Annotated in this window: 13 protein-coding genes; all 13 read left to right on the top strand. The window is 55.7% G+C overall.

The window, feature by feature from the left end:
• Positions 1–20: 20 nt before the first annotated feature.
• The 13 genes from wcaA to wcaJ all read left to right on the top strand — a co-directional run bounded on the left by wcaA (position 21) and on the right by wcaJ (position 13,270).
• Positions 21–863: a colanic acid biosynthesis glycosyltransferase WcaA gene (wcaA, locus tag FOY93_RS14670; RefSeq protein ID WP_023312403.1), complete on the top strand. Its 843-nt coding sequence runs from the start codon at positions 21–23 to the stop codon at positions 861–863.
• Entirely contained in the window at positions 863–1,354 is a 492-nt protein-coding gene (gene wcaB / locus FOY93_RS14665; protein ID WP_115875801.1) for a colanic acid biosynthesis acetyltransferase WcaB, read from the top strand. Before wcaA ends, wcaB begins: the two co-directional genes overlap by 1 nt.
• Positions 1,351–2,568 carry a colanic acid biosynthesis glycosyltransferase WcaC gene (gene wcaC / locus FOY93_RS14660; RefSeq protein ID WP_143345305.1) on the top strand — a complete coding sequence of 406 codons (1,218 nt, stop codon included), beginning with the start codon at positions 1,351–1,353 and terminating at the stop codon, positions 2,566–2,568. Before wcaB ends, wcaC begins: the two co-directional genes overlap by 4 nt.
• Complete coding sequence (wcaD, locus tag FOY93_RS14655) at positions 2,543–3,763, top strand: colanic acid polymerase WcaD (RefSeq protein WP_133294776.1); 1,221 nt, start codon at positions 2,543–2,545, stop codon at positions 3,761–3,763. The genes wcaC and wcaD overlap by 26 nt, the downstream gene beginning before the upstream one ends.
• 16 nt (positions 3,764–3,779) lie before the next feature.
• Positions 3,780–4,526, top strand: coding sequence for a colanic acid biosynthesis glycosyltransferase WcaE (gene wcaE / locus FOY93_RS14650; RefSeq protein ID WP_008499420.1), 747 nt, complete (start codon positions 3,780–3,782; stop codon positions 4,524–4,526).
• A 15-nt stretch (positions 4,527–4,541) separates the two neighbouring features.
• Complete coding sequence (gene wcaF / locus FOY93_RS14645; RefSeq protein ID WP_045908623.1) at positions 4,542–5,090, top strand: colanic acid biosynthesis acetyltransferase WcaF; 549 nt, start codon at positions 4,542–4,544, stop codon at positions 5,088–5,090.
• A 24-nt stretch (positions 5,091–5,114) separates the two neighbouring features.
• The gene (gene gmd, locus FOY93_RS14640; protein WP_003863514.1) at positions 5,115–6,236 is read left to right on the top strand and encodes a GDP-mannose 4,6-dehydratase; all 1,122 of its coding nucleotides are present in this window, start codon (positions 5,115–5,117) and stop codon (positions 6,234–6,236) included.
• 2 nt (positions 6,237–6,238) lie between these two features.
• The gene (gene fcl, locus FOY93_RS14635; RefSeq protein WP_143345304.1) at positions 6,239–7,204 is read left to right on the top strand and encodes a GDP-L-fucose synthase; all 966 of its coding nucleotides are present in this window, start codon (positions 6,239–6,241) and stop codon (positions 7,202–7,204) included.
• A gap of 2 nt (positions 7,205–7,206) precedes the next feature.
• Positions 7,207–7,686 (top strand): GDP-mannose mannosyl hydrolase, encoded by a 480-nt coding sequence (locus tag FOY93_RS14630; RefSeq protein WP_115875796.1) that lies wholly within the window; start codon positions 7,207–7,209, stop codon positions 7,684–7,686.
• On the top strand, positions 7,683–8,906 hold the full coding sequence (wcaI, locus tag FOY93_RS14625) for a colanic acid biosynthesis fucosyltransferase WcaI (protein WP_136195398.1): 1,224 nt from the start codon (positions 7,683–7,685) through the stop codon (positions 8,904–8,906). Before FOY93_RS14630 ends, wcaI begins: the two co-directional genes overlap by 4 nt.
• A gap of 3 nt (positions 8,907–8,909) precedes the next feature.
• Positions 8,910–10,346, top strand: coding sequence for a mannose-1-phosphate guanyltransferase (gene cpsB, locus FOY93_RS14620; protein ID WP_111965778.1), 1,437 nt, complete (start codon positions 8,910–8,912; stop codon positions 10,344–10,346).
• 112 nt (positions 10,347–10,458) lie between these two features.
• Positions 10,459–11,829, top strand: a complete 1,371-nt coding sequence (gene cpsG, locus FOY93_RS14615) for a colanic acid biosynthesis phosphomannomutase CpsG (protein WP_143345303.1) — start codon at positions 10,459–10,461, stop codon at positions 11,827–11,829.
• A 46-nt stretch (positions 11,830–11,875) separates the two neighbouring features.
• Positions 11,876–13,270 carry an undecaprenyl-phosphate glucose phosphotransferase gene (gene wcaJ, locus FOY93_RS14610; protein ID WP_115875793.1) on the top strand — a complete coding sequence of 465 codons (1,395 nt, stop codon included), beginning with the start codon at positions 11,876–11,878 and terminating at the stop codon, positions 13,268–13,270.

Below are 13,270 nucleotides of genomic sequence, written 5' to 3'. Positions count from 1 at the left end.
TGAGGGATCAGGGGAAGATCATGACCACACAACGCCCTTTAGTTTCAATCTATATGCCGACATGGAATCGTCAGCAGCTGGCGATCCGCGCAATCAAGTCGGTGTTACGTCAGGATTACGATAACTGGGAGCTGATCATCGTTGATGACTGCTCTTCCTCGTATGAACAGCTGCAAAAGTTTGTGACTGACCTCAACGACCCGCGGGTGGTCTATACCCACAACGCCATCAACTCCGGCGCCTGTGCGGTGCGTAATCAGGCGATTATGCAGGCCAAAGGGCAGTATCTCACCGGAATCGACGACGACGACGAATGGACGCCTAACCGCCTGTCTATTTTCCTGTCGCATAAAGAACAGCTGGTTACGCACGCTTTCCTGTACGCCAACGACTATGTCTGCCAGGGCGAGGTCTACTCGCAGCCCGCCAGCCTGCCGCTGTACCCGAAATCACCGTACTCACGCCGCCTGTTCTACAAGCGCAACATTATTGGTAACCAGGTATTCACCTGGGCGTGGCGCTTCAAAGAGTGCCTGTTCGATACCGAACTCAAGGCCGCGCAGGATTACGATATCTTCCTGCGAATGGTGGTGGAATACGGCGAGCCGTGGAAAGTGGAAGAGGCTACGCAAATCCTGCACATCAACCACGGGGAGATGCAAATCACCTCCTCGCCGAAGAAATTCTCCGGCTACTTCCATTTTTACCGCAAGCATAAGGACAAGTTTGACCGTGCCAGCCGTAAATATCAGCTCTTTACCCTCTATCAGATCCGCAATAAGCGCATGAACTGGCGCACGCTGCTGACGCTGCTGTCCGTGCGTAACGGTAAGCGTCTGGCTGATGGACTTCGGGGGAAATAATGTTTCTGGAAGATTGCCGCGCTAACAGCTGGAGCCTGCGTCCGTGCTGCATGGTTCTGGCGTACCGCATCGCGCACTTTTGCTCGGTGTGGCGTAAGAAAAATGTCCTGAACAACATCTGGGCGGCACCCGTGCTGGTGCTGTACCGCATCATTACCGAATGCTTTTTTGGCTATGAAATTCAGGCCGCTGCCACCATTGGCCGCCGCTTTACCATCCATCACGGCTATGCGGTGGTGATCAACAAGTTCGTGGTCGCCGGGGATGATTTCACCATCCGCCATGGGGTGACCATTGGCAACCGCGGGCCGGACAGCCTGGCCTGCCCGGTTATCGGCAATAACGTCGAGCTGGGCGCGAACGTGGTGATCATCGGTGACATTACGATTGGTAATAACGTCACGATTGGTGCTGGCAGCGTGGTGCTGGACAGCATTCCGGATAACGCGCTGGTGGTGGGAGAAAAAGCCCGCGTGAAGGTGATTAAATGAACATTCTGCAATTTAACGTACGCCTCGCAGAAGGCGGCGCGGCAGGCGTGGCGCTGGATCTGCACCAGCGCGCGCTGCAAAAAGGACTCCAGTCTCGTTTTATTTACGGCTATGGCAAAGGCGGCAAGAAAAGCGTTAGCCACGATAATTTCCCGCAGGTACATAAGCACACGCCGCGCCTGACCTCGATTGCTAACATTGCGCTGTTCCGTCTGTTTAACCGCGATCTGTTTGGCAACCTGAACACGCTGTACCGCACGGTAACCCGTACCACCGGCCCGGTTGTGCTGCATTTTCACGTGCTGCACAGCTACTGGCTGAATCTGGAAGAGGTGGTGGCGTTCTGTCAGAAGGTGCAGGCCCACAAGCCCGACACCCGCTTCGTCTGGACGCTGCACGATCACTGGAGCGTAACCGGACGCTGTGCGTTTACCGACGGCTGCGAAGGCTGGAAAGATAACTGCCAGAAGTGCCCCACATTAAGCAACTACCCTCCGGTGAAGGTGGATCGCGCGCATCAGCTGGTCGCCGGAAAGCGCCAGCTTTTCCGCGACATGCTGTCGCTCGGCTGTACGTTTATCTCCCCGAGCCAGCACGTGGCCGATGCCTTCAACAGCCTGTACGGGGCAGGGCGCTGTCAGATTATTAACAACGGCATCGACGTGGCGACGGAAGCCATTCTCGCCGAGCTGACGCCGGTGGCAGAAACCGCGGGCAAACCGAAAATCGCTATCGTTGCGCATGACCTGCGCTACGACGGGAAAACCAACCAGCAGCTGGTGCGCGACATGATGGCGCTGGGTGACAAAATTGAGCTTCATACCTTCGGCAAATTTTCCCCGTTCGAAGGGGCTAACGTGGTGAACCACGGGTTTGAAACCGATAAGCGCAAGCTGATGAGCGCGCTTAATGAAATGGATGCGCTGGTATTCAGTTCACGCGTGGATAACTATCCGCTGATCCTTTGTGAAGCGCTCTCCATCGGCGTGCCGGTGATTGCCACCCACAGCGATGCGGCACGTGAAGTGCTGGAAAAATCCGGCGGCAAAACTTTTGCCGAGCAGGAGGTTCTGCCGCTGGTTCAGCTGCCGAAGGCGCAGATCGCTCAGGCCGTTTTTGGCACTGACCTGGAATCGTTCCGCAACCGCAGCCGCAAGGCCTACAGTGGACAACAGATGCTGGAGGAATATGTCTCGTTCTATCAGAATCTGTAGTTATCTGCTGCTGCCGCTGATCTACCTGCTGGTCAACGTCAAAATTGCCCAGCTCGGCGAAAGCTTTCCGATAACCATCGTCACCTTCTTGCCCGTTCTGCTTTTGCTGTATGTCGATAAAATCAACCTTAAGAAGCTGATGATTGCCTTAGGGTTGGGCACGGGCCTGACGCTGTTTAACTACATCTTTGGCCAGTCGCTGGATGCCAGTAAATACATCACCTCGACCATGCTGTTTGTTTATATCGTTATTATTATCGGAATGGTCTGGAGTATTCGCTTCAAAACGATTTCTCCGCACAATTATCGGAAAATCCTCAGGTTCTTTTATATTGCCGTTGCGTTAATTGTTATGCTTGCTGCCATGGAGATGGCGCAAATTATTCTTACCGGCGGCAGCAGCCTGATGGAGATAATTTCGAAATATCTCATTTACAGCAACAGCTATGTATTGAACTTCATCAAGTTCGGCGGGAAGCGTACCACGGCCCTCTATTTTGAACCGGCGTTTTTCGCTCTGGCGTTAATCTCAATTTGGCTCAGCATCAAACAGTTTGGTATCAAAACGCCTAAGACCGATGCTATGATTCTTGCAGGAATTGTTCTCTCTGGATCGTTCTCAGGGGTAATGACATTTATCCTGTTTTACCTGCTGGAATGGGCGTTTCAGTACCTGAACAAAGATGCGATTAAGAAAAAACTGCCGCTGGCGATTATCTCCCTGACGGTATTTATGGTGGGCGTGATATTTGCCTTCCCGTACATCTCAGAACGTCTGGGTGATTTGGGAACGGAAGGGTCTTCGTCCTATTATCGCATCATTGGACCGCTGGTGATGGTGGGTTATTCCTTAACCCATATTGATGGTGTAGTAAGATTCGGCTCACTTTACGAATATGTTGCATCATTCGGAATCTTTAACGGTGCGGATGTCGGTAAAACCATAGACAATGGTCTGTATCTGTTAATTATTTATTTTTCATGGTTCGCCGTACTGTTGACGCTGTGGTATCTGTTTAAAGTTTTCAAAATGATGATTAACGCGTTTGGTGATAACCAGAACTTTCGCGTTCAGCTTTATCTGTTTACGCCGGTGTCGCTGTTTTTTACCGGGTCAATATTTAGCCCGGAATATGCTTTCTTGATTGTCTGTCCGTTTATTCTGCGCAAAGCGCTTAATATTACGCACGTATGACGAAATGAGGTGATTTATGTTTCTTAGCGTCATTACTGTCGCTTTTCGTAATTACGAAGGGGTGGTAAAAACCTGGCGCTCGCTGCGCAACCTGGCGCGCGATCCAAGCCTCACCTTTGAGTGGATTGTGGTCGACGGCGGCTCGAACGATGGCACGGCGGAGTTTCTGGAAAAACTCAACGGTGAGTTCAACTTACGCTACATCAGCGAGAAAGATAAAGGCATCTACGATGCGATGAACAAAGGCATCAATATGGCGCAAGGCCGTTATGCCATCTTCCTGAATTCGGGTGATATTTTCCATGACGACGTGGCGCTGTTTGCCCGTCAGCTGGCGCGCCAGAAAGAGGACGCCATGTATATTGGCGATGCGCTGCTTGATTTTGGCGACGGACATAAAGTGTGCCGCAGCGCGAAGCCGGGCTGGTATATCTACCATAGTTTGCCCGCCAGCCATCAGGCCATTTTCTTTCCGGTAAAAGGTCTGAAAAAACAGCCTTATGATTTGCAGTATAAAGTGTCATCCGATTATGCGCTGGCAGCCAGTCTGTATAAGTCAGGTTACCCGTTCCGCCGAATTAAAGGGCTGGTATCTGAATTTTCGATGGGTGGCGTGTCAACCTCGAATAATCTGGAGTTGTGCCAGGATGCCAAAAACGTACAGCGTAAAATATTACGCGTGCCGGGGTTCTGGGCGGAGTTGTCTTATTTTTTACGCGTGCGCACCACGAGTAAAACGAAAGCCTTATATAACAAAGCCTGAATATAAGGAAACGTAATGCAGGATCTGAACGGTTTCTCCGTACCGAAAGGTTTTCGGGGGGCGGGCGGTATTAAAGTGCAGCTATGGTGGGCCGTTCAGGCCACCTTATTTGCCTGGTCACCGCAAATACTGTACCGCTGGCGAGCATTTTTATTGCGCCTGTTTGGCGCAAAAATAGGAAAAAACGTAGTCATTCGGCCTTCGGTGAAAATTACCTATCCGTGGAAATTAACGCTCGGGGATTATGCCTGGGTAGGGGATGACGCGGTGTTATATACCCTTGGCGAGATTACGATTGGCGCAAATTCGGTGGTTTCACAGAAATGTTATTTGTGTACCGGAAGCCATGACTTTATGAGTCAGCATTTTGATATTACCGCCTCGCCTATTGTGATTGGCGAAAAATGCTGGCTGGCAACGGATGTTTTTGTTGCACCGGGTGTATCTGTTGGCGATGGCACGGTAGTCGGTGCCCGCAGCAGCGTTTTTAAATCGCTACCGGCAAATAAAGTTTGCCGTGGCAACCCCGCAGTGGTGATACGCGAACGCGTTGAAACTGATTAAATTCATAAGTAGAGGAATATAAACATGTCTAAAGTCGCTCTCATCACCGGCGTTACCGGGCAGGATGGTTCTTACCTGGCAGAATTACTGCTGGAAAAAGGTTATGAAGTACACGGTATTAAGCGTCGTGCGTCTTCTTTCAACACCGAACGTGTGGATCACATCTATCAGGATCCGCACGCGGCGAACCCGAAATTCCACCTGCACTACGGCGACCTGACCGATACCTCCAACCTGACCCGTATCCTGCAGGAAGTGCAGCCGGATGAAGTCTACAACCTGGGCGCGATGAGCCACGTTGCGGTCTCCTTCGAATCCCCGGAGTACACCGCTGACGTTGACGCCATGGGCACGCTGCGTCTGCTGGAAGCGATTCGCTTCCTGGGCCTCGAGAAGAAAACCCGTTTCTATCAGGCATCCACCTCTGAGCTGTACGGTCTGGTGCAGGAAATCCCACAGAAAGAGACCACGCCATTCTACCCGCGCTCTCCGTACGCGGTGGCAAAACTGTACGCCTACTGGATCACCGTGAACTACCGTGAATCCTACGGCATGTACGCCTGTAACGGCATTCTGTTCAACCACGAATCTCCACGTCGTGGCGAAACCTTCGTGACCCGCAAAATCACCCGCGCTATCGCCAACATCGCGCAGGGTCTGGAGTCTTGCCTGCACCTCGGCAACATGGATTCCCTGCGTGACTGGGGCCATGCCAAAGACTACGTGAAAATGCAGTGGATGATGCTGCAGCAGGAACAGCCAGAAGACTTCGTGATCGCGACCGGCGTGCAGTACTCCGTTCGTCAGTTCGTTGAAATGGCCGCGGCACAGCTGGGCATCAAGCTACGCTTCGAAGGCACCGGCGTGGAAGAGAAGGGCATCGTGGTTTCCGTGACCGGCCATGACGCACCGGGCGTGAAGCCTGGCGACGTGATTGTGCAGGTTGACCCGCGCTACTTCCGTCCTGCTGAAGTAGAAACCCTGCTGGGCGACCCAACCAAAGCGCACGAGAAGCTGGGCTGGAAACCAGAAACCACTCTGCAGGAGATGGTCTCTGAGATGGTGGCCAAAGATCTTGAAGCAGCGAAAAAACACTCTCTGCTCAAGTCTCATGGCTACGAGGTTGCCATCGCGCTGGAGTCCTGAGAATGACAAAACAACGTATTTTTGTCGCCGGTCATCGCGGAATGGTGGGTTCCGCGATTGTTCGCCAGCTCGAACAGCGCGGTGACGTCGAAGTGATTGTCCGCACCCGCGACGAGCTAAACCTGCTCGACAGCCGTGCGGTACAGGACTTCTTTGCTAACGAACGCATTGAACAGGTGTATCTGGCGGCGGCGAAGGTGGGCGGCATTGTTGCCAACAACACTTACCCGGCGGATTTCATCTACGAAAACATGATGATCGAGAGCAACATCATTCACGCGGCGCATTTGCACAACGTGAACAAGCTGCTGTTCCTCGGCTCATCCTGTATTTACCCGAAAATGGCGAAACAGCCGATCGCCGAAAGCGAGCTGCTGCAGGGCACGCTGGAAGCCACCAACGAGCCGTACGCGATTGCCAAGATTGCCGGGATCAAGCTGTGCGAATCCTACAACCGTCAGTACAACCGCGACTATCGTTCGGTGATGCCGACCAACCTGTACGGACCGCACGACAACTTCCACCCGAGCAACTCGCACGTAATCCCGGCGCTGCTGCGTCGCTTCCACGAGGCGACTGCCGAGAACGCGCCGGACGTTGTGGTGTGGGGCAGCGGTACGCCGATGCGTGAATTCCTGCACGTGGACGACATGGCTGCGGCCAGCATTCACGTGATGGAGCTGGATCGCGAGGTGTGGCAGGAGAACACCGAGCCGATGCTGTCGCACATCAACGTCGGTACCGGCGTGGACTGCACTATTCGCGAGCTGGCGCAGACCATCGCGCAGGTGGTGGGCTACAAAGGCCGCGTGGTGTTTGACGCCACGAAACCGGACGGCACGCCGCGCAAGCTGCTGGACGTGACCCGTCTGCATCAGCTGGGCTGGTATCACGAGGTGTCACTGGAGCAGGGTCTGGCCAGTACCTACCAGTGGTTCCTGGAAAACCAGCACCGCTTCCGGGGGTAACGATGTTTTTAAGTCAGGAAGATTTTGCCACGGTAGTGCGTTCCACTCCGCTCATCTCAATTGATCTGATTGTGGAGAACGAACGCGGCGAGTTCTTGCTGGGGAAACGAACCAACCGTCCTGCACAGGGCTTCTGGTTCGTGCCCGGCGGGCGCGTGCAGAAGGATGAGACGCTTGCCGATGCGTTTGAGCGTCTTACTCTGGCGGAACTGGGTCTGCAGCTGCCGATGGCAGCGGGCCAGTTTTACGGGGTCTGGCAGCACTTCTATGACGATAACTTTTCAGGCACCGGGTTCACCACGCACTACATCGTGCTGGGGTTCCGCCTGAAGGTGAGTGAGGCAGACCTGCGTCTGCCTGATTCTCAGCACGACGACTACCGCTGGCAGACGCCAGAGGCGCTGCTGGCGAGCGACAATGTGCATGACAACAGTCGTGCCTATTTCCTCGCTGAACGTCAGTCCGGGGTGCCGGGCTTATGAAGATCCTCGTATACGGAATCAACTACTCGCCGGAATTAACCGGCATCGGGAAATACACCGGCGAGATGGTCGAGTGGATGGCGAGCCAGGGACATGACGTGCGGGTCATTACCGCGCCGCCGTACTACCCGGAATGGAAAGTGGGGGAGCGCTACTCAAGCTGGCGCTACCGTCGCGAAGAGGGTGCAGCGACCGTCTGGCGCTGCCCGCTGTATGTGCCTAAGCAGCCCTCGACGCTGAAGCGGTTGATTCATCTCGGCAGCTTTGCTCTGAGCAGCTTCTTCCCGCTGATGGCGCAGCGTCGCTGGAAGCCGGATCGCATTATCGGCGTGGTGCCGACGCTGTTTTGCACGCCGGGCATGCGCCTGCTGGGCAAACTCTCCGGCGCGCGCACCCTGCTGCACATTCAGGATTATGAAGTGGACGCCATGCTGGGCCTGGGGATGGCAGGCAAAAGCAAAGGTGGAAAGGTGGCGAAGCTCGCCAGCGCCTTTGAGCGCAGTGGCTTACACAACGTGGATTACGTCTCAACTATCTCGCGCTCGATGATGAACAAGGCGCAGGAGAAAGGCGTCCCGGCGGAGAAGGTGATCTTCTTCCCGAACTGGTCCGAAGTGGCGCGTTTTCGCGACGTGACTGAGCAAGACGCTCAGGCGCTGCGCGCGCAGCTCGGTTTGCCTGAAGATCAAAAAATCATTCTTTACTCAGGCAACATCGGCGAAAAGCAGGGGCTGGAGAGCGTGATTGAAGCGGCCCAGCTGCTGAGTGAACATCCTTGGACGTTTGTGATTGTCGGGCAGGGCGGTGGAAAGGCGCGGCTGGAAAAAATGGCCGGGGAACGCGGCCTGACCAACGTGAAATTTTTCCCGCTTCAGTCTTACGAGGCATTGCCTGCGCTGCTGAAGATGGGCGACTGCCATCTGGTGGTCCAAAAACGCGGCGCCGCGGACGCGGTGCTGCCTTCCAAGCTGACCAACATTCTGGCAGTGGGCGGTAACGCGGTGATTACGGCAGAAGCCGAAACAGAATTAGGCCAGCTGTGTGACAGCTATCCGGGGATTGCCGTGTGCGTGGAGCCGGAATCGGTTCCGGCGCTGGTCACCGGAATTGAGCTGGCACTTGCCATGCCAAAAGTGAACACGGTGGCACGTGAATATGCCGAACGCACGCTCGAGAAAGAGAACGTGCTGAGCCAATTTATTGCAGATATACGGGGATAAATCATGAGTCAAACCACTTTGTATCCGGTTGTGATGGCTGGTGGCTCTGGTAGCCGGTTGTGGCCGCTGTCCCGCGTGCTCTATCCAAAACAGTTCCTCTGCCTGAAAGGGGATCTCACCATGCTGCAGACGACGGTGAACCGTCTCCACGGCGTGGAGTGTGAAAGCCCGGTGGTGATCTGTAACGAACAGCACCGTTTTATCGTTGCCGAGCAGCTGCGTCAGCTGAACAAACTTACAGAAAACATCATTCTGGAGCCTGCCGGACGCAACACTGCGCCAGCGATCGCCCTGGCGGCGCTGGCGGCAAAACGCAGCAGCCCGAACTGTGACCCGCTGATGCTGGTGCTGGCGGCAGACCATGTCATCCAGCAGGAAGAGGCCTTCCGCGACGCGGTGCGTGCGGCCATTCCTTACGCTGAAAACGGCAAGCTGGTGACCTTCGGCATCGTGCCGGATCTGCCGGAAACCGGCTATGGATACATCCGTCGCGGCAACGTGACGCCGGGTGAAGGCGACAGCGTGGCGTTTGACGTGGCGCAGTTCGTTGAAAAACCGAATCTGGAAACCGCGCAGGCGTATGTCGCCAGCGGTGAGTATTACTGGAACAGCGGGATGTTCCTGTTCCGCGCCGGACGCTATCTGGAAGAGCTGAGCAAATATCGCCCGGATATTCTGCACGCCTGCGAGAAAGCGATGGCGGTGGTGGACCCGGATCTCGACTTCATCCGCGTGGATGAAGAGGCGTTCCTCGCCTGCCCGGAAGAGTCGATTGACTACGCGGTGATGGAACGCACGGCGGACGCCGTTGTGGTACCGATGGATGCAGGCTGGAGCGACGTGGGCTCCTGGTCCTCCCTGTGGGAGATCAGCGCCCATACCCCGGAGGGTAACGTCCACCACGGCGATGTCATTAGCCACAAAACGGAAAACAGCTACGTCTACGCCGAGTCCGGCCTGGTCACCACGGTTGGGGTGAAGGATCTGGTGGTGGTCCAGACCAAAGACGCGGTGCTGATTGCTGACCGTAACGCCGTGCAGGACGTTAAAAAAGTGGTGGAGAAGATCAAGGCGGATGGACGCCACGAGCACCACATTCACCGCGAAGTCTACCGTCCGTGGGGTAAATATGACTCCATCGACGCAGGCGACCGCTATCAGGTGAAGCGCATCACCGTGAAGCCGGGCGAGGGGCTGTCGGTGCAGATGCACCATCACCGCGCCGAGCACTGGGTGGTGGTTGCGGGTACCGCTAAAGTCACTATCGACGGTGAAGTCAAACTTCTGGGCGAAAACGAGTCCATCTATATTCCGCTGGGGGCGACGCACTGTCTGGAGAACCCGGGGAAAATTCCTCTCGACTTAATTGAGGTGCGCTCCGGCTCGTATCTGGAAGAGGACGATATCGTGCGCTTCCAGGACCGCTACGGGCGGGTGTAGCACTCTGCATTATGCCCGGTAGCGTTACGCTTACCGGGCCTGCGAATGACAAAAAAAATCAATTTGGCCATTTAGTGGTCAGGGCCGACTGTTGCCTGAAAAAGGGGTCATCATGGAAAAATTAACCTGTTTTAAAGCCTACGATATTCGCGGCAGGCTGGGCGAAGAGCTGAATGAAGACATCGCGTGGCGCATTGGCCGCGCGTACGGCGAATACTTAAAACCGCAGACCATCGTGCTGGGCGGTGACGTGCGTCTGACCAGCGAATCCCTGAAGCTGGCCCTGGCGAAAGGGCTGCAGGATGCGGGCGTGGACGTGCTGGACATCGGCCTTTCCGGAACCGAAGAGATTTACTTTGCCACGTTCCACCTGGGCGTGGACGGCGGTATCGAAGTGACGGCCAGCCACAACCCGATGGACTACAACGGGATGAAGCTGGTGCGCAAGGGCGCCCGCCCGATTAGCGGCGACACCGGCCTGCGCGACGTACAGCGCCTGGCGGAAGCCAACGATTTCCCGCCGGTGAACGAGGCGAAGCGCGGCAGCTACAAAAAAATCAACCTGCAGAAAGAGTACATCGACCACCTGCTGGGCTATATCAACGTGGCAAACCTGAAGCCGCTGAAGCTGGTGATTAACTCCGGCAACGGCGCGGCCGGCCCGGTTGTCGATGCCCTGGAAGCGCGCTTTAAGGCCCTGAACGTGCCGGTCACCTTCGTCAAGGTGCACAACACCCCGGACGGCAACTTCCCGAACGGTATTCCTAACCCGCTGCTGCCGGAGTGCCGCGACGACACCCGCAACGCGGTGATTGAGCACGGCGCGGACATGGGCATCGCCTTTGACGGTGACTTCGACCGCTGCTTCCTGTTCGACGAGAAAGGGCAGTTCATCGAGGGCTACTACATTGTCGGCCTGCTGGCGGAAGCGTTCCTTGAGAAAAACCCGGGCGCGAAAATCATTCATGACCCGCGCCTTTCCTGGAACACCGTCGACGTGGTGTCAGCGGCGGGCGGCACGCCGGTGATGTCCAAAACCGGCCACGCCTTCATCAAAGAGCGCATGCGCGAAGAAGACGCCATCTACGGCGGCGAGATGAGCGCCCACCACTACTTCCGTGATTTTGCCTACTGCGACAGCGGGATGATCCCGTGGCTGCTGGTGACCGAGCTGCTGTGCCTGAAGGGACAGACGCTGGGCGAGCTGGTGCGCGACCGTATGGCGGCGTTCCCGGCGAGCGGGGAGATCAACAGCAAGCTGGCGGAGCCGGCCAGGGCGATTGCGCGCGTGGAGCAGCACTTTGCGATTCACGCGCTGGAAATTGACCGTACCGACGGCATCAGCATGGCGTTCCCGCAGTGGCGCTTTAACCTGCGCTCGTCCAATACTGAGCCGGTGGTGCGCCTGAACGTGGAGTCTCGTGCTGACACCGCGCTGATGGAAGCCCGAACGAAGGACATTCTGGCGCTGTTGAATCAGTAATACTTGCCCCTCCCGGTGGGAGGGGGAACCGAATACAGGAACAACGATGACGAATCTAAAAAAACGCGAACGAGCGAGAACGAATGCATCGTTAATCTCTATGGTGCAGCGTTTTTCTGATATCACCATCATGGTCGGTGGATTGTGGGCGGTGTGTCGGATCGGCGGGCTGCCGTTCTTATACATGCATCTGCTGATGGCCCTGATTGCGCTGGTCGTGTTTCAGATGATCGGCGGAATGACCGATTTCTACCGCTCGTGGCGCGGCGTGAAAATGACCACCGAACTGATGCTGCTGCTGCAGAACTGGACCCTCAGCCTGATCTTCAGCGCAGGCCTGGTGGCGTTCAGCCATGATTTTGATAATCGCCTCGTCACCTATCTCTGCTGGTATTTAATATCCAGCGTCGGCATGGTGGTGTGCCGCTCCCTGATCCGCTTCGGTGCGGGCTGGCTGCGTAACCGCGGCTATAACCGTCGCTTCGTTGCCGTAGCAGGCGATCTGCCGGTTGGTAAGGTTCTGCTCGACAGCTTCCGCAAAGAGCCGTGGTTAGGGTTTGAAGTGGTTGGGATTTACCACGACGCGAAGCCGGGCGGCGTGCCGTCGGACTGGGCGGGCAATTACGAACAGCTTATTGAAGACGCGAAAGCCGGTAAAATTCACAACGTCTACATCGCCATGCAGATGAGAGACGAATCCCGCATTAAGCAGCTGATGCGCGAGCTGGCGGACACTACCTGTTCGGTGATCCTCATCCCGGACGTCTTTACCTTCAACATCCTTCATTCACGCATTGAAGAAGTGAACGGCGTGCCGGTGGTACCGCTGTACGACACTCCGCTGTCGGGCATTAACCGCGTGCTCAAGCGCGTGGAAGATATCGTGCTCTCCTCGCTGATTTTACTGCTCATCTCCCCGGTGCTGTGCTGCATTGCCCTGGCGGTGAAGCTGAGCTCTCCCGGCCCGGTTATTTTCCGCCAGACCCGCTACGGTATGGACGGTAAGCCGATTATGGTGTGGAAATTCCGCTCCATGAAGGTGATGGAAAACGACAAGGTGGTGACCCAGGCGACGCAGAACGATCCGCGCGTCACCCGCGTGGGGAACTTCCTGCGCCGTACCTCGCTGGATGAACTGCCGCAGTTTATCAACGTCTTTACCGGCGGCATGTCGATTGTTGGCCCGCGTCCGCACGCGGTGGCGCATAACGAGCAGTACCGCTCGCTGATTGAAGGCTACATGCTGCGCCATAAGGTGAAGCCTGGCATTACCGGTTGGGCGCAGATCAACGGCTGGCGCGGCGAAACCGACACGCTGGAAAAAATGGAAAAACGCATCGAATTCGATCTGGAGTACATCCGTGAATGGAGTATCTGGTTCGATATCAAGATTGTTTTTCTGACCATCTTCAAAGGTTTCGTGAACAAAGCGGCGTACTAA

Source organism: Enterobacter sp. 18A13 (genome assembly GCF_007035975.1).
GTDB lineage: Bacteria > Pseudomonadota > Gammaproteobacteria > Enterobacterales > Enterobacteriaceae > Enterobacter > Enterobacter vonholyi.
The sequence above is the reverse complement of the archived record's forward strand: the minus strand, read 5'-3'. Positions and strand labels throughout refer to the sequence as shown.